Origin of the sequence: Kitasatospora sp. NPDC088160 (genome assembly GCF_044741445.1) — a bacterium.
Classification (GTDB): Bacteria; Actinomycetota; Actinomycetes; order Streptomycetales; family Streptomycetaceae; genus Kitasatospora.
This window is the reverse complement of sequence record NZ_JBIUSS010000014.1, coordinates 141,334-164,967: the sequence shown is the minus strand read 5'-3', so window position 1 is coordinate 164,967 and position 23,634 is coordinate 141,334. Positions and strand designations below refer to the sequence as shown.

11 protein-coding genes are annotated in these 23,634 nt (G+C 74.4%); 6 read left to right on the top strand and 5 right to left on the bottom strand.

Annotated features, from left to right (window positions below):
* Positions 1-106: 106 nt before the first annotated feature.
* The gene (locus ACIOGZ_RS23065) at positions 107-745 is read right to left on the bottom strand and encodes a TetR/AcrR family transcriptional regulator C-terminal domain-containing protein (RefSeq protein ID WP_400987021.1); all 639 of its coding nucleotides are present in this window, start codon (positions 743-745) and stop codon (positions 107-109) included.
* Between the two features lie 55 nt (positions 746-800).
* On the opposite strand from ACIOGZ_RS23065, the gene ACIOGZ_RS23060 reads away from it, so the two are divergent.
* The 6 genes from ACIOGZ_RS23060 (at position 801) to ACIOGZ_RS23035 (ending at position 9,906) form a co-directional block, all read left to right on the top strand.
* Positions 801-2,315, top strand: coding sequence for an FAD-dependent monooxygenase (locus ACIOGZ_RS23060; protein ID WP_400987019.1), 1,515 nt, complete (start codon positions 801-803; stop codon positions 2,313-2,315).
* A 147-nt stretch (positions 2,316-2,462) separates the two neighbouring features.
* Complete coding sequence (locus ACIOGZ_RS23055) at positions 2,463-3,341, top strand: N-acetylglucosamine kinase (protein WP_400987017.1); 879 nt, start codon at positions 2,463-2,465, stop codon at positions 3,339-3,341.
* A gap of 120 nt (positions 3,342-3,461) precedes the next feature.
* The gene (locus ACIOGZ_RS23050; protein WP_400987015.1) at positions 3,462-6,266 is read left to right on the top strand and encodes a penicillin acylase family protein; all 2,805 of its coding nucleotides are present in this window, start codon (positions 3,462-3,464) and stop codon (positions 6,264-6,266) included.
* Between the two features lie 201 nt (positions 6,267-6,467).
* Complete coding sequence (locus ACIOGZ_RS23045; RefSeq protein ID WP_400987013.1) at positions 6,468-7,022, top strand: YceI family protein; 555 nt, start codon at positions 6,468-6,470, stop codon at positions 7,020-7,022.
* 111 nt (positions 7,023-7,133) lie between these two features.
* Entirely contained in the window at positions 7,134-8,372 is a 1,239-nt protein-coding gene (locus ACIOGZ_RS23040; protein ID WP_400987012.1) for a pyridoxal-phosphate dependent enzyme, read from the top strand.
* A gap of 148 nt (positions 8,373-8,520) precedes the next feature.
* The gene (locus ACIOGZ_RS23035; RefSeq protein WP_400987010.1) at positions 8,521-9,906 is read left to right on the top strand and encodes a hypothetical protein; all 1,386 of its coding nucleotides are present in this window, start codon (positions 8,521-8,523) and stop codon (positions 9,904-9,906) included.
* Positions 9,907-9,971: 65 nt separating this feature from the next.
* Here ACIOGZ_RS23035 and ACIOGZ_RS23030 read toward each other — a convergent pair whose 3' ends face one another.
* From ACIOGZ_RS23030 to ACIOGZ_RS23015, 4 genes are read right to left on the bottom strand one after another with little or no spacing between them, the layout of a single operon-like run.
* Positions 9,972-11,027, bottom strand: coding sequence for an NADP-dependent oxidoreductase (locus ACIOGZ_RS23030; protein ID WP_363628389.1), 1,056 nt, complete (start codon positions 11,025-11,027; stop codon positions 9,972-9,974).
* On the bottom strand, positions 11,024-12,709 hold the full coding sequence (locus ACIOGZ_RS23025) for a phytoene desaturase family protein (protein WP_400328666.1): 1,686 nt from the start codon (positions 12,707-12,709) through the stop codon (positions 11,024-11,026). Before ACIOGZ_RS23025 ends, ACIOGZ_RS23030 begins: the two co-directional genes overlap by 4 nt.
* 5 nt (positions 12,710-12,714) lie before the next feature.
* Positions 12,715-14,394, bottom strand: a complete 1,680-nt coding sequence (locus tag ACIOGZ_RS23020) for a phytoene desaturase family protein (protein ID WP_400987009.1) — start codon at positions 14,392-14,394, stop codon at positions 12,715-12,717.
* Entirely contained in the window at positions 14,381-23,623 is a 9,243-nt protein-coding gene (locus ACIOGZ_RS23015) for an amino acid adenylation domain-containing protein (RefSeq protein WP_400987008.1), read from the bottom strand. The genes ACIOGZ_RS23020 and ACIOGZ_RS23015 overlap by 14 nt, the downstream gene beginning before the upstream one ends.
* Between the last annotated feature and the right edge of the window lie 11 nt (positions 23,624-23,634).

The window sequence follows — 23,634 nt, the reverse complement described above, 5'->3', positions numbered from 1 at the left end:
AGGGCCGATCGGCCGTCCCACCCGCCGCTCGCCGAGCACCGGTAAAGGCGGTCCCGAGGGGGGGCGTGTGGAGCGGCCGGGGCAACGAGGGGCGGCTGCTGGGAATTCAGGGGGCGGTGGGGCCGGACGGGGAGAGGATCCGGGAGAGGCCGAACTCGAAGCGCTCGGTGAAGGCGGCGTCCTCCAGGTGCGGGGCGACCCGGGCGAGCGCCGGGTAGTCGCCGCCGGCGAGGGCCGGGCCGAGGGTGTGCACGCCGTCCTGGGCGGCCAGGGCCTGCTCCTCCTGGGCCAGGCCGAGGGTCAGGTACTGGATGGTCCAGAACACCCAGGACGCGTGGCGCTCGTCCAGTCCGCCGTCGAGGAGCGCGGCGATCATGGCGTCGGTGAAGCGCAGGGTGCCGGACTCGGCGGCGTAGGTGCCGGCGACGATGACCGCGCCGTCACGGTGGGCCAGCAGGCACCGCCGGTAGCGGTGGGCGAGCTCGCGGGCCCGTTCGCGCCAGGGCGCGGGCAGGTCGTCGAGCGGGATCTCACCGACGATCGCGTCCGCCATGAGTTCCAGCAGGCGGCCCTTGGTCTTGGCGTGCCAGAGCACGGTGTTCATCCGGACGCCGAGCCGTTCGGCGACGCCGCGCACGGAGACGGCGGCGGCGCCCTTGTCGTCCAGCAGGTCGAGGGCGGCGCGGACCACCGTGTCGGAGTCGAGTCGGGTCCGGGGGGCGTCCGGGGCTTGCTTCTTGGTCACTGACCTAGTCTACTGGAGCCAAGTCATTGGTCACTGACCAAGAGAGGGATGAGTCATGGAACAGGTCGTCATCGCCGGCGGGGGCCCGGTCGGGCTCTGGCTCGCCGCCGAACTCCGGCTGCAGGGCATCGAGGTCACCGTGCTGGAGAGCCGCACCGAACCCGACCCGCACTCGCGGGCCACCACCGTGCACCCGCGCACCCTGGAACTGCTGGCCTGCCGCGGCCTGGTGGAGCCCTTCCTCGCCGAGGGCGTCCGAATCCCCGGCGGGCACTTCGCCGCACTGCCGCCCCGGTTGGACTTCAGTCGGCTGGACACGCCGTACCCGTTCACGCTCGCACTCCCCCAGGTGCGCACCGAGGCACTGCTGGCCGAACACCTCCGCTCGACCGGCGCCCGGCTGCTCCGCGGACACCGCGTCACCGGGCTGGACCAAGGCGACGACGCGGTCACCGTCCACGTCCACGGCCCGGACGGCCCCCACCGGCTGCGCACCGCCTACCTGGTCGGCTGCGACGGCACCCGCAGCACCGTGCGCGAGGCGGCGGGCATCGGCTTCCCCGGCACCCCGGCCACCGCCTGGGCCTGGATGGCGGACGCCGTGCTCGACGCGCCACCGCGCTGGCGCTCCGTCTCCAACGAGCAGGGCACCGTGATGGTCTTCCCGCTGCCCGGCGGGGTGCACCGGGTGGTCGGCAACGACACGGCGACCGTCCACACCAAGCCCGGCCCGCTGACCTTCGAGCAGCTGCGCGCCAAGGTCCGCGGGATCACCGGGACGGACTTCGGGATGCGCGAGGCCGGCTGGATCTCCACCTTCGGCAACGCCTCCCGCCAGGCCGACCGGTACCGGCACGGGCGGGTCCTGGTGGCGGGCGACGCCGCGCACTCGCACTTCCCGGCCGGCGGGCCCGGACTCAACGTCGGCATGCAGGACGCCGCCAACCTCGGCTGGAAACTCGCCCGCACCATCACCGGCGCCGCCCCCGACGGCCTGCTCGACAGCTACCACGCCGAGCGCCACCCGGTCGGCGTGGAGCTGCTGCGCTCCACCCACGCCCAGTCCGGGCTGATGACCGACCACTCGCGGACGACGCTGGCCCTGCGCGGCCTGCTCGCCGAACTCATCACCGGCGTCGACGAGTTCTCGGACGAACTGGCCGGTCGCGCGGCCGGCCTCACGACCGCCTACCCGGCCGACCCCGCCGGCGGGGCGCACCCGCTGACCGGCTCCCGGGCGCCCGACCTGAGGCCCGCCGGGCCCGCGGACGGCACCGGCCTGTTCACGCTGCTGCGCCCGGGCCGCCACGTCCTGCTCGACCTCACCGGCCGGGCCGGCACCGAGTTCGCCGCCCTCGCCCACGCCACCAGCCCGGGCGTGACGGTACACAGCGCGCCGCTCGCCGCGTCGCGGCCCGCCTGGCTCGGCGTCACCGCCGCCCTGGTCCGGCCCGACGGGCACCTGGCCTGGCTCACCGAGGAGCAGCACCTCCCCGCACTGGTCACGGCCGCGCACGCGGCCGTCACGGCGACGACCGCCCACCCTTCCGCCGCGATCCCTCTACGCTGAGGACCGGTCGGCCCACGGGCGCCCCCTCCGGAGCCCCGAGGGCCGGCGGCAGCCGCTCGGGCAGGTCCGCGGCGCCCCGCCGGCCGCCGACCTGATGCCGCTCACCACCACCCCGGCCACCCGCCGAGCCCGCACCGGAGCCACCCGATGACCACCCTCCACCTCGGCGTCGACGCCGGCGGCAGCCGCACCCGCGCCGTCCTCCTGGACGCCGCGGGCGCCGTCCGGGGCCGCGGCGAGAGCCCCGGCGCCAACCCCGCCGGAGAGGGCCCGGAGCCGGCGCTCGACCGGCTGGCGGCGGCGGTCACGGCCGCCCTCGACGCCCGCGCCCCGGGCCGCATCGCCGCCTGCCTGATCGGCCTCGCCGGGTACCGCTCCCTACCGGACCCGGACGCGTTCGCCGAGCGCTGCCGGGCCGCCCTCGGCCTGCGCCACCCGGTGCGACTCGTCCCCGACACCGTCCCGGCCCTGGCCTCCGGCGGCGTCACCGACGGCCACGGCACCGTCCTGATCGCGGGCACGGGCGCAATCTGCGTCCGGCTCGCCGGTGCCCGCACGCTCGCGCGCACCGGCGGGCTCGGCTGGCTGCTCGGCGACGAGGGCGGCGGCTTCTGGCTCGGCCGCGAGGCCCTGCGCCACGCCCACGCCGACCCGGCCGGCCCGCTCGGCACCGCCGTCCGCGCCCGCTGCGCCGCCGACTCCCCCGACGCCCTGCTCCGCTGGGCCTACGCCGGCCCGCCCCGCCGGCTCGCCACCCTCGCCCCGCTGGTCTCCCGGCTCGCCGCGCAGGGCGACCCGGCCGCCCGCGCCATCGCCGACACCGCCGCCGACCACCTGGCCGCCCTCGCCCGCGCCACCGCCGCCCCCACCGAACCCCTGGTCCTCACCGGCTCGGTGGCCACCGCCCCCGGCCCGATCCGCGAGCGCCTCCACCACCTCCTCGCCGACCTCCACCCCCGCCTCCCCCGCACCGACCCCGCCACCGCCGCCGCCCACCTCGCCACCCGCCTCGCCGCCGGGCGGTAGACGGCCAGACGGATCACCAACCCGGCCGCGCCCCACCGGAAATGGCATGCACGCCACTAGCCAACCGGTCAGTAACGCCCCTACCGTCGAGCTCCCGTGGCTTCGACGGAGGAGCTCCCCTTGCGCCTACGCCCCCACCCCCTGCGCTTCCCGGCCGCCGCCGTCGCGTCGGCCCTGCTCGTCACCGCCGCCCTGACCACCACCCCCACCGCCGCCGCCCCCGCCGCCCCGACCGCCACCGCGGCCGACTACTGCGGCGGCCACTGCCGGGACATCCTGCCGCCCGGCGAGAACGGCAACGCCACGCTCGCCGAGATCCTGCTCAACCGGATGTTCGGCAGCCGCCCCGCCCACACCGACGACCAGCTCGGCCCGTACGCCGCCCTCGCCTCCGGCTACCCGGGCCTGACCGAGGCCAAGCTGCGCGACTTCTTCAACGACGCCTCCTTCGGCGTCCCCGCCGACCAGGTGGCCAGCACCATCAGCCCGCGCGCCGACGTCACCATCGTCCGCGACAAGGCCACCGGCGTCCCGCACATCACCGGCACCACCCGCTACGGCACCGAGTACGGCGCGGGCTACGCCGCCGCCCAGGACCGGCTGTGGGTGATGGACCTGTTCCGGCACGTGGGCCGCGGCCAGCTGTCCGGCTTCGCCGGCGGCGCCGCCGCCAACCGCCAGCTGGAGCAGAGCTTCTGGCAGGCCGCGCCGTACACCGAGGCGGAACTGCAACAGCAGATCGACGCCCTGGCGGCCCGCGGCGGCCGGGCCGCCCAGGCCCTCACCGACGCGAACGCCTACCTCGACGGCATCAACCAGTACGCCAAGGAGTCCTACAACGCCCGCACCTTCCCCGGCGAGTACGACCTGACCGGGCACATCGACCCGATCACCAACGCCGGGTCGATCGAACCGTTCAAGCTGACCGACCTGGTCGCCCTGGCCTCCGTGGTCGGCGCCCTGTTCGGCTCCGGCGGCGGCGGTGAACTCGCCTCCGCCCAGGTCAAGTCGGCCGCCGAGGCCCGCTACGGCAAGGACGCCGGGGACGCGGTCTGGAAGTCGCTGCGCGAGGCCGACGACCCGGAGGCCGTCCAGACCCTGCACGACGGCCAGCGCTTCCCCTACGCCCCCGTCCCCGACGCCCCGCAGGGCGAGGCACTGCCCGACCCCGGCTCGGTGGTGCCCGAGCGGATGATCTACGACGCCACCGGCACGGGCGCCGGCGCCGCGAGGACGGCCGCCCCGGGCGTGCTGCCCGGCAACCTGCTCACCGCCAAGCACGGCATGTCCAACGCCCTGCTGGTCTCCGGCGCCCACACCGACGACGGCCACCCGGTCGCCGTGTTCGGCCCGCAGACCGGCTACTTCGCCCCGCAGCTGCTGATGCTGGAGGAGATCCAGGGCCCCGGCATCAGCGCGCGCGGCGCGGCCTTCGCCGGCCTGAGCTTCTACGTGCAGCTCGGCCGCGGCCAGGACTACGCCTGGAGCGCCACCTCCGCCGGGCAGGACATCACCGACACCTACGCCGTCCCGCTCTGCACCACCGACGGCTCCCCGGCCACCACCGCCGCCGACTCCTACCTCTGGCACGGCCAGTGCGTCCCCTTCGACCGGCTGGAACGCAAGAACACCTGGAACCCGACCACCGCCGACTCCACCGCCGCCGGCTCCTACACCCTGGTCATGTACCGCAGCAGGTACGGCCTGGTGACCGCCCGCGGCACGGTCGGCGGCGCCCCCGTGGCCTTCACCTCGCTGCGCTCCACCTACCGGCACGAGGCGGACTCCATCATCGGCTTCCAGGAGCTCAACGACCCGGGCGCGGTGCACGACGCCGCGAGCTTCCAGCAGGCGGCGCAGGACATCAACTACACCTTCAACTGGTTCTACGCCGACTCCCGCGACATCGCGTACTACAACTCCGGCAGCAACCCGGTGCGCGCCCCCGGGGTCGACGCCGGCCTGCCGCTGCGCGCCGAACCGGCCTACGAGTGGGCCGACTTCGACCCCGCGACCAACACCGCCCGGTACACCCCGGCGGCCGAGCACCCGCAGTCCGTCAACCAGGACTACTACATCTCCTGGAACAACAAGCAGGCCGACGGCTTCACCTCGGCCGGGTTCGGCAACGGCTCGGTGCACCGCGGCAACCTGCTCGACGACCGGGTCAAGGCGCTGCTGCGCAACGGCGGCAAGGCGAGCCGGGTCTCGCTCACCCAGGCCATGGCGAGCGCCGCCCTGGCCGACCTGCGCGCCGAGGACGTCCTGCCGGACCTGATCCGGGTGCTGCGCAGCGCCCCCGTCACCGATCCGGCCGCCGCCACCGCGCTCCAGCAGTTGGAGGCCTGGCTGGCGGACGGCGCCCAGCGGAAGGAGACGTCGCCCGGCAGCCACGGCTACGCGGACGCCGCCGCGATCCGCGTCCTGGACGCCTGGTGGCCGCTGGTCGCGGAGGGCGTCATGCGGCCCGGCCTCGGGGACCAGCTGTTCACGGCCCTGACCGGCGCCCTGCAGATCAACGAATCGCCCTCCGGCGGCCAGACCGGTCCCGGCAGCGGCGGCCCGGTGAGCGCCAACGAGGCGATCCCGCACAAGGGTTCGGCCTTCCAGTACGGCTGGTGGAGCTACCTGGACAAGGACCTGCGGTCCGTCCTGGGAGACCAGGTGGCCGGCCCGCTGGCCCGCCCGTACTGCGGCGGGGGCGATCTGGCGGCCTGCCGGGGCGTGCTGCTGGACACCCTGAAGCGGGCGGCCGCCCAGACCCCGGCCCAGGTCTACCCGGGCGACGCGGACTGCTCCGCCGGCGACCAGTGGTGCGCCGACACGATCATCCAGCGCCCGCTCGGCGGTGTCACGGACGACAAGACCACCTGGCAGAACCGTCCGACCTACCAGCAGGTGGTGCAGTTCCCGAGCCACCGCTGAGCCCGTGCCCTGAAACGGCCGCGGGTGCCCCCGTCCACCCGGGCGGGGGCACCCGCGTGGAAGACAGCGGCCCGGGCCCGACGGGCGGGGACGGGGCGCAGCACCTAGCGTGGTCCGGGGCCGACCCAGGCGTCAGCGGCCCCCTAGGACCCCCGCGATTCCCCGGAGAGGCCCCACACACGCCCAGGAGGTAAGCCGACCATGACCGTCTCCCTGTCCGAGCTCACCGGGGACTACGTCCTCGACCCCGCCCACACCCGGATCGGCTTCGTGGCGCGCCACGCCATGGTGACCAAGGTCCGCGGCTCCTTCACCGCCTTCGAGGGCAGCGCCCACCTGGACGGCGCCGACCCGGGCCGTTCCACCGCCCGGGTGACGATCCGGACGGAGAGCATCGACACCGGCGTCGAGCAGCGCGACCAGCACCTGCGCACCAACGACTTCCTGGACGTGCCGAACTTCCCGACCATCGCCTTCGCCACGACGGCGGTCGAGCCGCGCGGGGACGGCGAGTTCCGGGTGACGGGCGACCTCACCGTCAAGGACGTCACCCGCCCAATCACCATCGACGTCGAGTACACGGGCAACGCCGTCGACCCCTACGGCAACCTGCGGGTGGGCCTGGAGGGCTCGGTGACGATCAGCCGCAAGGACTTCGGGGTGACCTGGAACGCGGCCCTGGAGGGCGGCGGCGTCCTGGTCGGCGACAAGGTCGTCCTGGAGTTCGACGTCTCGGCCGTCCGACAGGCCCAGTAGCGGCCGCAGGAGCCAGGAGCGGCCCGCCGGAGCCCCTGGGGCGCGGCAGCCCCAGCCACAGGCCCCGGAATCCGCCGGACCGGGCGGCGCAGGCCCGGTTAGGCTCCTGACATGGCGACAGACGGCTCCCTCGCAACCGGCCAGCGCTCCCTCGGCGATCCCACCCTCGACTACCCGTTGTGGCCCCCGCTCACCGCGGGCTGTCCCCGCACCAGCACCGAGGACGTCTCCTACCCCGTCGAGGTCGACTACGCCTACCGCGAGGCCGACGCGGCCGCCCTGTTCGCCCCGGGCGCGGACGCCGGGGCGCCGCGCGGCGGGCTGGAGCGGTGGGCCCCGCTGCTGCCGCCGCTGCTCGCGCCGGGCCTGGGCGAGGGTGGCACGCCGCTGGTCGAGCTCGAGCCCGGGGTGTACGTCAAGGACGAGGCCCGCAACCCGACCTGGAGCCACAAGGACCGGCTGAACCGCTGCACCACCAGCGCCGCCGTGGGGGTCGGCGCGCCCGGGATCGCGGTGGCCTCCTCCGGCAACCACGGCGCGTCCGCCGCCGCCTACGCCGCCCGTGCCGGGCTGCGCTGCGTGGTGTTCACCGGGCCCGACCTGCCGCCGGCCGTCGACGCGTTCCTCAACGCCTACGGCGCCGTCGTGCTGCCGGTGCCGTGGGAGGCCCGCTGGCCACTGCTGCGGCAGGTCGTGGACCGGCTGGGCCTGCACCCGGTCAGCAACCTCACCACCACCCACACCGGCCACGCGTACGGCCCAGAGGGCTACAAGACCGTCGCGTACGAGATCTTCCGGGACATCGGCGTGCCCGCCGCGGTGTTCGTGCCCACCGGCTACGGGGAGCTGCTCTTCGGCGTCTGGAAGGGCTTCAGCAAACTGCACCGGCTCGGCCTGGCCGACCGGGTGCCGCGCATCGTCGCCTGCGAGTCCGCGTCCGGTGCGCCGCTCGCCCTGGCCGTCCGCCAGGGCCTGCCGGCGGCCCGGGTGACGGTGGGGCCGAGCGAGGCGTACTCGATCGCCTCCCCGGTCGGCGGTTACCGGGGCGTGGTCGCGGTCCGCGAGAGCGGCGGCCGGGTGCTGACCCTGGACGACGGCCAACTCGCGGCCGCCCAGGCCGAACTGGCCCGCTCCGGGCTCTGGACGGAGCTGTCCGCGGCGGCCGGGCTCGCCGGGCTGCGCAGCCTCGGCGGCGTCGAGGGCCTCGGGGAGGCCGAGGGGCCGGTGGTCTGCGTGTCGACGTCCAGCGGTTTCAAGGACCGGGGCGTCGGCGCGCGGTCGACCGCGCCGGTCACCCCGGAGTGGGAGGAGGTCCGCCGCCGGCTGCACGCGGCCGGAATCCGCGGCTAACGGGGCTCCCCCGACTCACGCCCGGCGTTGGAGGCCTGCTGTTCGCCGTCCGGTTCTCCGGCGTAGGGTTGGCGTTCGCCGCGGCCGCCCAGGCTGGTCCGGATCCGCACCGCCCCCGCTCCTCCCCGTGCGTCGAAGGGCTGTCACCGTGTCCCGTTCCCCCCGCCGTCTGCTCCCGCTGGCCGTCGCCGTCGCGGCGGTGCCCGTGCTCGCCCTGCCGGTGGTCCCGGCCGCCGCGGCCTCGTACGGCACTCCGACGATCACCTTCTCGGCCGGCTACCTGTCCGGCGCGGTCGGCGCCACCGGCGATCCGACGGTGTCCGTGGCGGTGGCGCAGAGCGGGGCCGCGGCCTCGGCGCTGACCGTCGCCGCCTCGGCGAGCACCCGCAGTGCCGTCGCGCGGACCGGCGACGTGGCGGTGACGGGCACCGGCGGCACCCGCACCCTGGCGGTCGCCGCGCAGGGCGTCGGCTACACCGACCTCACCATCAAGGTGACCGGCCTGGGCGGCAAGACCGCGACCCGCACCCTGCACTACGCGGCCTCCCCCGCCGTCCGGTTCCCGGCCGCCAGCCGCTACCTGACCGGTTCCAGCGACGCCTCCGCCGCGGTGGACGCGGGCGGCGGCTACATCCTGGTCGGCGACGACGAGTCCAACGTGCTGCGGCTGTACGACCGCAACGCCTCCGGCGCGCCGGTCCGCACCTGGGACTTCAGCTCCGCGCTCGGCGTCTCCAAGGAGATCGACATCGAGGCCGCGGCCCGGGTCGGCGACACGATCTACTGGACGGGCTCGCTCGGCAACAACAAGGACGGCAAGGTCAAGCCGGACCGGCACACCGTGTTCACCACGAAGGTCACCGGCTCGGGCGCCGACACCCAGCTCTCGCTGGCCGGTTCGTACCACGGCCTGCGCGACGACCTGATCGCCTGGGACGGCGCCCACGGCGACCGCTACGGCTTCGCGGCGGGCGCGGCGGACGGGCAGGCGCCCAAGCAGATCGACGGATTCAACGTCGAGGGGCTGGAGTTCGCCCCGGGCAGCACCACCACCGCGTACATCGGCTTCCGCGCGCCGCTGACCCCGGCGGTCACCGGCGGCCGCGCGCTGCTCGTCCCGGTCACCAACCTCCCGTCGCTGCTGTCCGGTTCGGCCTCGCACGCGACCTTCGGCGAGCCGGTCGAGCTGGACCTCGGCGGTCTCTCCATCCGCGACCTGCGCCGCAACGACCTCGGCCAGTACCTGATCGTGGCCGGCTCCTGGTCCGCCGAGGACAACTCCGCCCCGTACGCCCTCTACCGCTGGAACGGGCAGTCGGGCTCACAGCCGGTCAAGCTGGTCGACCTGCCGACCAGCGACGCCGGCGCCTGGGAGGCCGTCCCGGACGTACCGAACCTGGACGCCCCCGGCGCCCGGGCCCAGCTGATCACCGACGACGGCTCCGCCGACCTGTACGGCGACGGCACCGCTGCCAAGGACCTCGCCCAGCCGGAGTGGAAGAAGTCCCGCTCCACCTGGTTCACCCTGAACTGACCTGCGCGCCGCCGGGGCGGGCACACGAACCGCCCGCCCCGGCCGGGCCCCGCCGACCGCCCGGCTCAGAGTTCGACGAGCACCTTGCCCCGGCTCGCGGAGCGGTCCACGTACAGGCTGCGGTAGGCGGCCGGGATGTTGTCGAAGCCCCGGTGGACGGTCTGCTGGTAGCCCAGGTCCCCGCTGCGGACGAGGGCGCCCAGCTCCTGCCGCAGCGCCGACCAGTTCTCCTCGGTGAACCACTCCAGCGAGAAGATGCCGCGGATGGTGGTGCGCGGGAACATGATCATCGGCAGCAGCCGCGGGCCCGTCCAGTCGCCGCCGACCTGGCTGCCCCACTGCCAGCAGACCGCGACCCGGCTGTCCACGGCGAGCAGGGAGAAGACCGCGTCGGTGAGCGCCCCGCCGAGGCTGTCGAAGTAGCGGTCGATGCCGGCCGGGGCGAGCTTGGCGAGTTCCTCCCGCAGCCGCTCGGGGTCGTCGCCGTCGCGGTAGAGCAGGACCGCGTCGAAGCCCAGCTCACGCAGCCGGGCGGCCTTGGCCGGGGTGGCCGTGGTGCCGATGACCCGGGCCCCCCGGTGCCGGGCCAGCTGTCCGACCACCGAACCGACCGCCCCGGACGCCCCGCTGACCAGCACGGTGTCCCCCGGCCGGACCTCCAGGAACTTCTCGACCGTGCCCCAGGCGGTCATCCCCGGGCCGCCGAGGACACCGAGGGCGGTGGAGATCGGCAGGGCGTCGTCGTAGTCGCTCCGGTCCAGCCGCCGGTAGGCGGGGAAGACCATCGGGAAGGTGCCGGTCTGCCAGAACGCCGGGGCGCCGTTGCTGATCACGTGGGTGCGCCAGCCGCCGAAGCCCTGCACGAGGTCGCCGACGGCGAAGGCGGCGTCCGGCCCGGCCTCCACCACCTCCATGATGGAGTCCGCGCCCATGTGGTCGCCGATCGGGGTGTCCAGGGCGATCCCCTGGAGGTACGGGTCGACCGAGACGTACCTGGTCCGCAGCAGCATCTCGTCCGCGGCGAGGCGGACGTCCACCTCCTCGACCACCTTCCGGTACATCCGTTCGACGTCCGGCACGCCGTCCACGTGCTCGCGGACGACCCACTTCTCGACCCTCATGAGGTGACTCCAAACCGCCGGTCGGCGGGCCCGACCGGTTCGATGACCAGGGTGGGCGGCGGCGCGCTGTCGTCCACGGCAGCGGTGAACGGCCGGCCGTCGTCGCGGCAGATGAACTGGACGACGTGCCGGCCGGCGGCGGCCGCCCGGATCAGTCCCCCCGTGGTCGCCCACACGCCGGAGAGGTAGAAGTTCGCCAGGCCGGGCAGCCCGGGCCCGTTGCGCTTGATCTCGTCCTCCAGGGTCTCGCCGCTCTCCACGAACGGCTGCCAGCCGAGCACCGTGCCGTCGTAGTTGCCGGTGTAGCGGACCTGGGTGAGCGGGGTGGACACGTCCTTGACGGCGACGGCGTCCCTCAGACCGGGGTGGTGCCCGTCCAGGAACTCCACGATGGCGTCCCGCACCCGGCGCTTCTCGCGCTGGTACTCGCGCCCGCGCCCCACCGGCAGGGTGTGCAGTTCCTCGCCCCGCCGCAACCGTGGCGCCTGCTCCGGGCCGGTGCTCAACTCCCGCCAGGGGGCGATGTCGCAGAAGTAGCTGGCGTAGACGACGGTCGTCGCGGCGGGCGACAGCTCGGGGTAGTGGCGGCTGCGGAACTGGACGTTGATGCTGGGGTGGCGGATGCCGGTGAGCCGGTCGGCGACCTCGTCCTCCAGCAGGTAGGTGGTGCACGGGTCCCCGGCCGGGAAGGGGCGGCGCAGGCCGAGGAAGACGGTGAGGTAGCCGGGGAAGACCATGCCGGGCTCGGTGATGGTCCGGGTGTACAACCGGCGGTAGGTGTCGTTCAGGTAGCGGCCCTTGAGCAGGTCCAGCATGGTGGTGCGTCCGTCGCAGGCGGCGACCACGATGTCCGCCCGGATCTCCCGGCCGTCGCTCAGCCGCACCCCGACGGCCCGGTCCTGCTCGACCAGGATCTCGGCCACCTTGGTGTTGTAGCTGATCTCGCCGCCGAGCCGCCGGTAGCGCTGCTCGATCGAGCGGGCCAGCCCGAGCGAACCGCCCTCCGGCACCCCGGCCGACTGCCCGGCGTGCGAGGCGAGTTGGAAGTAGGTGGGCAGCACCGGGAAGTTGGGGTGCTTCTCGTAGAGCACGAAGTTGAACGCCTCGCGCAGCAGCGGGCTCCGGAAGCGCGCCGAGTAGTCGCTCATCAGCACCGTGATCGAGCGCCGGATGACGTTGAAGTACGGCAGGAACGAGGCGAGCATCCGCCAGCGCTCGGCCCGGCCCATCAGTCCGACCGGCTTGAGGAAGGGGTAACGGACCAGGGCGCGGCGGAACTTGCGCAGCCCCTCGCAGAACTGCCGGATCCGCCGGGCGTCCTCCGGGGCGAGGTCGAGCAGGTGCGCTTCCAGGCGGTCGGGGTCGGAGTAGAAGTAGACGGCGCGCCCGTCCCGGGTGCGCACCACGTTGAAGACGTCGAAGTTGCGCATCACCTTGCCCTGCAACGCGCCGAGTTCGAGCCAGATCTGGTGCATCTCGTTGCCGGGGCCGCTGCCGAGCAGCCAGCTCACGCAGCAGTCGAAGGTGAACTCGCCGCGGTCCCAGGCCGTGCAGCAGCCGCCGGGGAGTTCGTGCATCTCCAGGACGGTGGTGCGGTAGCCGTTCATCTGTGCGTAGCAGCCGGTCGACAGGCCGCCCAGCCCGCCCCCGACGATCACCATGGTCTGCCTGCTGGTACTCATTCCGGTCATTCCGGCACTCCCACGGTGGCCCGGTCGAGTTGCGGCAGTTTGCCCAACTTGCCCGCATGCCAAGGTTCCTGGTTGTCACTGGGCCAGGCCCGGAACGGCCGGCCGAGCTCCCGGCAGAGGTACTGCGCGGCGTACCGGCCGCTGGTGGCGGCGCGGATCAGACCGCCGAGGCCGGCCCACTGCCCGGCCATCGAGAAGCCGCGCAGACCGGGCAGCCGCATCCGGTCCCGGTTGACCAGCCGGTTGGCGGCGTCCTCGGCCTCGGAGAAGGCCTGCCAGGCGAGGATGCTGCCGTAGGTGTTGCCGGTGAACCGCTCGGTGGTCACCGGGGAGGCGACGTCCACGACTTCGATCCGGCGGCCGAGCCCCGGGTACGTCCGCTCCAGGAACTCCCGGACGAACGCGGCGACTTCCTGCTTGCGCGCCCGGTAGGCGCGGCGGTCGCGGACCCGCAGGTCCTTCCAGGAGCGGTAGTCGCTGAAGTAGGTGCAGTGCAGCACCGACTTGCCGGGCGGCGCGAAGCCCTCCGCGTAGTCCGAGCGCAGTTGGACGACCAGGCTGTGCTGGAGCGAGCCGGGCAGCCGGGCGCCCTGCTCGGGCGACAGCAGGTAGGTGGTGCTGTGCGGTTCGCCCTCGGGCAGCGGGCCGTCCACGCCGACGAAGGCCGAGACCACGGCCGGGTACAGGTTGCCGGGCTTGTCCAGCAGCTCGCCGTACAGCCGGTCGGTGGCGGGGCTGGACCAGCGGCCTTCGAGCAGCCGGTCGAGCACCGTCGGCCCGTCGCAGGCGGCCACCACGTGGTCGGCGAAGTGCCGGGAGCCGTCCCGGAGTTGGACGCCGACGGCGCGGTCCCCCTCGACCAGGATCCGCTCCACCCGGCAGCGGTAGCCGACCACCCCGCCGAGCGAGGTGTAGCGCTCCTCCACCGACCGGGCCAGCCCGAGCGAACCGCCCTGCGGGAAGCCAGTGTTGCCGTTGTGCGCGGCGGCCAGGGTGTACAGGTACGGCAGCAGCGGGAAGCCGGCCGGCTCCTGGAGGAACATGTTGGGCAGCGCCCGCCGCAGCAGAGGGTCCTGGAAGCGCTCGGCGAAGCCGCTCATCGGGGTCGTCGCGGTCCGCCAGAAGAGCCGGAACGCGGGCAGCACGGTGCGCAGGGTGCGCAGCCGCTCGGCCGGGCCGCGCAGCGGCGGCGGGGTGAGGTCCCAGGGCAGGTCGATGGCGGCGAAGCGGCGCAGGTCCCGGCAGAAGGCGCGGATCGGCTTGGCGTCGCCGGGGGCGGTGGCCAGCAGGTGCTGTTCCAGCCGGTCCGGGTCCCCGTAGAAGGTGACGGCGCGGCCGTGTTCGTCGACGACGCGGTTGAAGACGTCGAAGCAGGTGATCGACTTGCCGTCGAGGGCGCCGAGTTCGCGCCACACCTGGTTCGCCCCGGTGCCCTCGGCGGTGCCGATCAGCCAGTCGATGCAGTAGTCGAACAGGTAGCCGTGCCGGGACCACGCGGTGCAGCAGCCGCCCGGCAGCACGTGCTTCTCGAAGATCCGGGTCTCCAGCCCGCTCATCTGCGCGTAGCAGCCGGTGGAGAGCCCGCCGATGCCCGCGCCGATCACGATGACCCGGGGCGGGCCGCCGGGGGCCCGCTCCCGGCTCGACCAGTCCGGCCCGCGCTCAGACCCGGCCATCGGCGGTGCCTCCGGCCAGGATGGCGCCCGCCAGTTCGGCGTTGCGGGCGGCGAACTCGGCGTCCAGCATCTCGGCGTGGCTGCCGTGCCCGGCGTGGACGGCCGTTCCGGCGCTGGAGGCGCCGTGCCAGGAGCCGTGCTCGCCGCCCGCGTGCAGCGCCAGCCGGTCCCGTTCGCACACCACGTTGAGCGGGGCCTTCAGGACTCCCAGGTTGGGGGTCCTGCTGCAGAACGCCAGGTAGTCCCGGGCCTGTTCGAGGGTCTCCTGGGCGACGATCCGGGAGCCGGTGTGCCGGTGCAGGTGCTCGTGGAGTTCGCGTTCGAAGACGGCCAGGTGCTCCTCGCCGAGCTCGAAGGGCTCGGGGATCCGGTAGGAGTCCACCACCAGGACGGAACTGACCGTACGGCCTCGGCGTTCGAGCTCCCGGGCCACCTCGAAGGCGAGGTTGCCGCCGAGCGAGTAGCCGAGCAGGACGTACGGCCCCGCCTCCTCCAGGTCCTCGACCAGGTCGGCGTAGCGGGCGGTCTTGTCGTCGCCGGTGAGGTAGTTGAAGGCGGCGAGCCGGTGGTCGGGCAGGTGGGCGGCGAGCTGGCGGTAGACCAGGCCGTGGCCGCCGGCCGGCGGGAAGCAGAACACCGTCCGCCCCTCGGGCGCCCCGGGGTTGAACCAGAGGTACGGCTGGCCGCCGGCGACCTCGCCGGTGATGATCTGCTCCAGCGTGCGGGCCATCCCGTGCAGGGTGGTCACCTTGAACAGCAGGCCGACCGGGATGCTGATGTTGAACTCGGTCTGCAGGTGGTGGATCAGCTCGATCAGCCGGATGGAGCTGCCGCCGAGCTCGAAGAAGTCGTGCTGGAGGCCGACCTCCGCCACGCCGAGCAGGTTGCTCCAGTGCTCGGCGGTGCGGATCTCGTAGAGGGTGACGGGCGGTTCGTGCTGCGCGCCGCCGGTGTCGATCCGGGGCTCGGGCAGGGCTGCCAGGTCGACCTTGCCGTTGGGGGTGAGCGGCAGGGCGGGCAGTTCGGTGAGGTGGGAGGGGATCATCACGGTGGGCAGGTGCTCGGCCAGGTGGCGGCGCAGTTCCCGGCGGTCCAGGGTGGTCCCCTCGGCGGGGACCAGGTAGGCGGCCAGCACGGCTTCGCCGGTGGAATCCTCACGGACCGTCACACAGGCCTGGGCGAGTTCGGGGCGGGCGGTGAGGTGGGCCTCGATCTCGCCGATCTCGATCCGGTGGCCGCGCACCTTGACCTGGTTGTCGATCCGCCCGAGCAGGTGGGCGGTGCCGTGGGCGTCCCAGTGGCCGAGGTCGCCGGTGCGGTAGAGCCGGACGGGCGGGCCGTCGAGCTCCAGGGTGGTGAAGCGCCGGGTGGTCTGCTCCGGGTCGTTCGGGTAGCCGGCGGCGACACCGGCGCCGCCGATCCACAGCTCGCCGGGCACGCCGGGCGGTACCGGCTCGCCGTAGTGGTCGAGGATGTACAGCGCGCTGTTGGGGAAGGGTCGGCCGATCGGCACCATCCGGCCGGGCTCCAGGGCGTCCGCGCCGCCCTCGTAGTAGCTGGTGTCGATGGTGGCCTCGGTCAGGCCGTAGGAGTTGACCAGCCGGGTGTCCGGCCCGCACAGGGCGCGCAGCCGCCGGTGCTCGGCGGCCTTCCAGGAGTCGGAGCCGACGACCAGCAGCCGCAGGAAGTCCAGCCGCAGGCCCTCGCGTTCGCAGTGGGCCAGCAGGCCGCGGGCGACGGCGGGCACGAACTCGCCGCAGTCGACGGCTTCCTCGCGCATGGTGCGGTACAGCCGGGCGGTGTCGAACAGCAGGTCGCGGTCGACCAGGACGAGGGTGCCGCCGGTGCTCAGCGCCCGGGCGAGGTCGCCGGAGAACACGTCGAAGGCGGTCCCGGCCATCTGGAGGTGCACCCGGGCCTCGGTGTCGAGGCGGTACTCGGCGCGCCAGCCCGCGGTGACGGCGGCGAGGTTGCGGTGGTCGACCCGCACGGCCTTCGGGCGGCCGGTGGAGCCGGAGGTGTGGATGACGTAGGCGGGGCGGTCCGGGTCGGCGGCGGGCAGCGGGCCGCTCTCGGCGGCGGGCCGGTCGAGCTCGTCCAGGGTGACGGGGCGGACGGGCGGTTCGGTGCCGAACGGGTTCCGCTCCGCAACCACGACGAGGGCCGCTCCGGCGTCGGTCACCTGGTAGGCGAGCCGGTCGGCCGGGTGTCCGGGGTCGAGCGGCAGGTAGGCGGCGCCGGCCCGCCAGATCGCCAGCAGGACGACGATCAGCTCGGGTGACTTGTCCAGGCAGACCGCGACCACCGAGCCTTCGCCGACGCCCAGTTCGCGCAGCCGCAGGGCCGTCCGCTGGGCCCGCCGGTCGAGTTCGCCGTAGGTGAGGCGGCGGGCGCCGTCCGGGCGGGGGGCCGTGACGGCGACGGCCTCGGGGTGTTCGGCGGCGGCCTTGGCGACGAGTTCGGGCACCGGGGTGTCGTGGTCCGCCCGCCGGTCGGCGCCGCTGAAGCCGGTGAGGATGCGGCGGCGTTCGGCCTCGTCGAGCATCCGCAGCCGGCCGACCGGGCGGTCGGCGCCGGCGCTGGTCATGGCGTCCAGCAGGTTGCGGTAGTGCGCGGCCAGCCGCTCGACGGTGGCGGCGTCGAAGAGGTCGGAGTTGTACTTGAACACGCAGTGGAAGCAGCCGTCCGCGCGGTCCTCGTAGGCGGACAGCGTCAGGTCGAACTGCCCTTCCTCCTCGGGGAGTTCGATGTACTCCAGGCGGTAGCCGAAGCGTTCCACGGCGACCTTGTGGGTGAGCAGGATGAACATCGCCTGGAACACCGCCGAGCGGCTGGGGTCGTGCTGGAGCCCCAACTGCTCGACCAGCAGCGGGAACGGGTACTCCTGGTTGTCCAGGCCGCCGAGCACGCTCTCCCGCACCCGGGCCAGCAGCTCGGACACGGTCGGCTCCCCGGCCAGGCTGACGTGCAGCGGCAGCGGGTTGACGAAGTAGCCGTAGACGGAGGCGAACTCCTCCTGGGTGCGGCCGGTGACGGGGCTGCCGACCACGATGTCCTGCTGGCCCGACCAGCGGTGCAGCAGCAGGTAGTAGGCGCTGAGCAGCACCATGAACGGGGTGGCGTGGTGCGCGCGGGCCAGCTCGTGGACGCGGGCGGTCAGGTCGGCGTCGAGCCGGAAGAACGCCGAGGCGCCGTTGTGGGTCTGCACGGCCGGCCGGGGCCGGTCGGTGGGCAGGGCCAGGACGGGCATCTCGGCCGGCAGGTGGCCGCGCCAGTAGTCGAGCATCCGCCGGGCGTCGGGGCCGGCCAGGAAGCGGTTCTGGTGGTTGAGGAAGTCGAGGTAGCGGGCGGCCACGGCGGGGAGTTCGGGGGTGCGGCCGTGGCGCAGCGCCTCGTAGACCTCGAACAGCTCCTCGATGAAGGTGAAGGTGGAGATCGCGTCCGAGACGATGTGGTGGACGGCCTTCATCAGGACCCAGCGGTCCGGTCCGCGCCGGAACAGTCGCAGCCTGACCAGCGGGTCGTTCGCGAGGTCGTACGGCCGCCGGTACTCGGCGACGATCAACGCGTGGATCTCCTCCCAGGGGCGGCCCTCGACGTCGAACAGTCCGGTGTCGGCCACCGCCTCCGGGCGGATCCGCTGGACCGGTCGGCCCTCCTCGGCGGTGAAGGCGGCCCGCAGCCCGGGGTGCCGGGCGACCAGCGCGCGGAAGGCGGCGAAGACCAGCTCGGGGTCGAGCTCGGCGCGCACCTCCACCGCGCCGCCGATGTTGTAGGCGAAGCCGTCCGGGTGCAGCTGGCGCAGGAACCACAGCGCCTGCTGGTTGTGGGTGAGCGGGTAGCGGGCCTCGTCGGTGTGCAGCTCGACCTCGGCCTGCTCGGGGCCGCCCTCGGCGTCGAGCCGCTCGGCCAGGCCGGCGACGAGCAGGTCGACCAGGTCGCCGACGGTGCCGTTGCTGAGCAGCGCCACCACCGGCAGGGCGACGCCCAGTTCGCCGTGCACCCGGGCGCGCAGCTCCATCGCGAGCAGCGAGTCCAGGCCGTGCGCGCCGAGCCTGGTGTCCGGGGCGATCCGCTCGGCGCCGATCCGCAGCACGGCCGCGGCGGCGGCGGTGAACCGCTCGGTGACCAGCCGGTGCCGGGTCGGCGGATCCGCCGTGCGGTAGGCGTCCAGGAAGCCGCCGGTCTCGGCCGGGGCCTGCTCGGCGGCGTCGGCGGCCAGGTCGGCGACCAGCGGCGGCGGCGCGGGGTACCAGGCGAGGAAGGTCGGCCAGTCGACCACGGTGGCGACCAGCAGCTGGGCGCGGTCCTGGCCGAGGACGCGTTCCAGCACGGCCGTGCCGGCGTCCGGCGGGAGCGAGCTCATGCCGCGGGCGTCGCGGTAGTGGGCGACCAGGCCCAGTTCCTCGATCATGCCGGTGGCCCAGGGGCCCCAGTCGAGGCTGAGCGCGGGCAGGCCGGCGGCCCGGCGGTGGTGGGCGAGGGCGTCCAGGAAGGCGTTGCCGGCCGCGTAGTTGGTCTGCCCGGCGGTGGTGAGCAGCGAGGCGACGGAGGCGAACAGCACGAAGTGGTCGAGCGGTTCGTCGCGCAGCAGCCGGTGCAGCAGGTGGCCGCCGACCACCTTGGGGGCGTATCCGGCGTCGAAGGCGGCCCGGTCCATCTGCGGCACCAGCACGTCCTTGACCTGCCCGGCGAGGTGGAACACCCCGCGGATGGGCGGGCGTTGGCGTTGCCGGTAGTCGGCGAGCCAGGCGGCGAGGGCGGTCTCGTCGGTGACGTCGACGGGGGCGAGCAGCGGTTCGGCGCCGAGCGCCTGGAGTTCGCGCAGGAAGGCGATCCGCTCCCCGGCCGGGCTGGCGGGGTCGGTCCGGTACCACTGGTCGCGCTCGGGCAGCGCGGTGCGGCCGACCAGGATCAGCCGCCGGGCGCCGCGCCGGACCAGGGTGCGGCAGAGCAGCCGGCCGAGCGCGCCGAACGCGCCGGTGACCAGGTAGCTGCCGTCGGGGCGCAGGACCGGCGGCAGCGGGCGGGTGAGGCCCTCGGCCCGGCGGAGCCGGCTGGTGCGGCGGTGGCCGGCCCGCAGGGCGATCTCCTGCTCGTCCCGGGAGGCGAGTTCGGCGAGCAGCGCCTCGGCCTGGTCGAGCGGCTCGGCGGCGGGGTCGAGGTCGATCAGGGTGCCGCGCTGGGCGACGAGTTCCTGCTGCCAGAGCACCCGTCCGATGCCCCAGGCGGGTGCGCCGAGCGGTTCGACCCGGTCGTCGGGGGCGGCGGCCTGGGTGCCCCGGGTGACGATGTGCAGCCGGGCGTCCGGGAGGGCGGCGGGCAGGGCCTGCGCGAGGGCGATCAGCGCGTAGCCGCCGAGGGTGGCGAGCTGGTCGAGCCGGTCGGCCGTGGTGGTGTCGAGGGCGGGCTGGTCGAGGTTCCACAGCTGGACGACGGTGCGGTAGCCGGGGCCGAGGTCGGTGAGGAGCCGGGTGAGGTCCTCGGCGGAGTCCGGGCGGACGGTCGAGCGCCCGTCGCCGGGCCGGTAGTCGGTGCCGGGCCGGACCAGGTGGCAGCGGGCGCCGCGTTCGGCGGCCAGCGCGGCGAGGCGTTCGGCGAGGCCGCCGGCGTCGGCGAACAGCAGCAGGTCGCCGAGGTCCTGGTCGGCGGGCGCGGCCGGGGCGTCCGTCCAGGCGAGTTCGGTGAGCCAGCCGTCGATGGTGGCGAGGCCGACCGAGGCGGGGGCCTGCGCGACGTCGGCGACCCGGAAGCCGGTGATCCGGCCGACCGGGGTGCCGTCCTCGGTGTACAGGGCGAGGTCGCCGACGAGTTCGCCGCCGCCCTCGCGGGTGACGGTGGCGTGCGCCCACAGCGGCCGGTCGCCGGCCTGGTCGAGCCGGACCTCCTCGATGGACACCGGCAGCCGGACGCCGCCGTCCTCGGGTGTGAGCAGCCGGGTGGCCAGCAGGGTCTGGAAGCAGGCGTCGAGCAGCACCGGGTGCAGCTGGTGGTCGGCCGCCTCGGGGCCGAGCCGGTCGGTCGGGCTGATCCGGGCCAGTGCCTCGCCAGGGCTCGTCCACACCTCCTGGACGGCCTGGAAGGCGGGCCCGTAGTCGTAGCCGCGGGCGGCCAGGAGCCGGTAGCAGTCGGGGCCGTCGAAGCGCTGTCCGCGGGAGCGGATCGCCTCGGCGTCCAGCGCCGGCCCGTGGGCGCGGCGCTGGCCGGTGCGGACCCGGCCGCCGGCGTGCACCACCGGTTCGCCGCCGACCGGGGTGGAGGCGATGGTGAAGCGGGCGTCCTCCGGGGCGTAGCCGAGTTGGACGGGGGTGGGCTCGGTGTCGGAGAGGAACAGGGCCCGGTTCAGCTCGATCTCGGCGAGCACCACCTCGGTGCCGCCGGTGAGGGCGCGGACGGCCTGGGCGGCCATCTCCAGGTACCCGGCCGCCGGGAAGACCATCTGGCCCTCGATCCGGTGGTCGGCCAGGTAGGGCAGCCGCTCGGGGTCGAGTGCGGTGGTCCAGGCGGGTTGGGCACTCGCGGTGCGGCGGCCGAGCAACGGGTGGTCGACCTCGCCGAGCCGGACCTGCCGGACGGCGCTCGGCTCGACCCAGTACCGGTCGCGCCGCCACGGGTAGCCGGGCAGCGGCACCGGGCGGCCGGCCGGGTGCAGTGCGCGCCAGTCCGGTTCGACGCCCAGGGTGTGCAGTTCGGCGAGCGACCGGGTGAAGCAGGCGGGCTCGTCGGCGTGCCGGCGGATGGACGGCAGGGCGTGCGCGCCGTCGACGCACTCGCGGATCGCGTGGCCGAGCACCGGGTGCGGGCCGATTTCCAGGAACAGGCCGTGCCCGTCCTGGGCCATCCGTTCGACGGCGGCGCGGAAGCGCACCGGGTTGCGGACGTTGTGCCACCAGTACCCGGCGTCGAGTTCGGGGCCGCGGGCGAGGCCCTCGCGGGCGGTGAGGTAGAGCGGCAGCCGGGCCTCGTTGGGCTTGAGCGCGGCGAGCGCGGCGGTCAGCTCGTCCCTGATCGGGTCCATCCGCACGCTGTGGTACGGGACTTCGACCTCCAGGAAGCGGGTGAACACCTCCTGCCCGCGCAGTTCCTCGGCGAGTTCGCGCAGCGCGTCGGTGTCGCCGGCCAGGGTCACGGTGGAGGGGCTGTTGACGGCCGCCAGCGAGACCCGGGCGCGGTACGGGCGGATCCGGCGCTCCGCCTCGGCCTCCGGGAGGCCGACGGCGAGCATGGTGCCGGTGCCGGCCAGCCGCTGCTGGAGGCGGCTGCGGGCCAGCACCACCCGGACGGCGTCGGCCAGGTCGTACACCCCGGCCTCGTAGAACGCGGCGACTTCGCCGGTGCTGTGCCCGACCACCGCGTCGGGGCGCAGGCCGTGGCTGCGCCAGAGCGCGGACAGGCCCAGCTGGACGGCGAAGTTGGCGGGCTGGGCGAGCCAGGTCTCGGCCATCCGGGAGTCGGCCTCGTCGCGGTGCAGTTCGTCGAGCAGGGACCAGCCGGCCTGCTCGCGGATCTCCCGGTCGCAGGCCTGGACGGCCGCCCGGTAGACCGGTTCGTTCTCGTACAGGCCCCGGCCCATGCCCCACCACTGCGGGCCCATGCCGGTGAACACCCAGGCGAGACGGCGCTGTTGGCGCTCCCGGGCGCGGCCCTGGAGCACCCGGGGGTGAGCCTCGCCGCGCTCGTGGGCGGCCAGCGCCTCGTCCAGGTCGTCCCGAGTGGAGTAGGCCACCGCGAGCCGCTCGGGCAGGTGCTGGCGCCGGTGCGCCAGGGTGTGGCCGAGGTCGTCGAGCGGCACCCCGGCGGCGAGCTCCCGACGGATTCCGGCGGCGAGTTCGGGCAGCCCGGCGGCGTCCTTGGCGCTCAGCGGCAGCACGGTGCAGGCCGGCTGCGGGGCCGGGGCGGCGGGCCCGGTGCTCGGCGGCTCCTCCAGCAGGACGTGCGCGTTGGTGCCGCCGAAGCCGAAGGAGTTGACGCCGGCCCGGGCCGGTCCGTCGTGCTCGGGCCAGTCGATCGGGGCGGTCGGGATGTCGAAGGGCAGCGCGGCCAGGTCGATGCCGGGGTTGGGCCGTTCCAGGTTGAGGTGCGGCGGGATCCGCCGGTGCTTGAGGGCCAGGGCGGTCTTGATCAGCCCGGCGACGCCGGCGGCGGCCTCGGTGTGCCCGATGTTGGTCTTGACCGAGCCGACGTAGCAGCGGTCGCCCGGGCGGCGGCCGATGCCCAGCACCCGGCCGAGCGCGGCCGCCTCGATCGGGTCGCCGACCGGGGTGGAGGTTCCGTGCGCCTCGACGTACTGGAGGCTGCCGGGCAGCACCCCGGCCTCGGCGCAGACCCGTTCGATCAGGGTGACCTGGGCGTCCGCGCTGGGGACGGTGATGCCGTTGGTGCGCCCGTCCTGGTTGACGCCGCTGCCGAGGATGACGGCGTGCACCGGGTCGCCGTCGCGCAGCGCGTCCGACAGCCGCTTGAGGACGACCACGCCGACCCCCTCGGCCCGGACGTAGCCGTCGGCGGAGGCGTCGAAGGCGCGTGAGCGGCCGTCGGCGGACAGGAAGCCGCCCTTGGTCTCGGCGATCGTGTACTGCGGCGCCATGTGCAGCAACGCGCCGCCCGCCAGGGCGAGTTCGGTCTCGCCGCGGAGCAGGCTCTGGCAGGCGAGGTGCACCGCGACCAGGGAGGAGCTGCAGGCGGTGTCGATCGAGACGCTGGGGCCGCGGAAGTCGAAGCAGTGCGAGATCCGGTTGGACACCATCGTCATCATGGTGCCGGTGGCGGTGTGCGCGGCGAGCGTGCGGAAGTCCAGGTCGGCGAACTGGAGGATCTTGTAGTCGAGGGTGAAGGCCCCCATGTAGACGCCGACGTCGCGGCCGGCCAGCTCGCCGGGGCGCAGGCCGCCGTCCTCCAGGGCCTCCCAGCTGACCTCCAGGAGCTTGCGCTGCTGCGGGTCCATATGCTCGGCCTCGCGCGGGCTGATGCCGAAGAAGTCCGGGTCGAAGGTGTCGAAGCCGTCGATGTAGCCGCCCCGGCCGCCGACCAGGCGGCCCGGTTTGGACCGGTCCCGACTGCCGAGCGTGCCGGTGTCGTAGCGGTCGGCGGGTGTCGCGGTGAGGCAGTCCCGACCCTCGACGAGGTTGCGCCAGTAGGTCCGGTGGTCGTTGGCGTGTCCCGGCAGGCGGCAGCCGATGCCGGTGATCGCGATCCGGTCGCAGGGCACGGCGAAGGGCGAGGTGTTCATGATCCAATCCG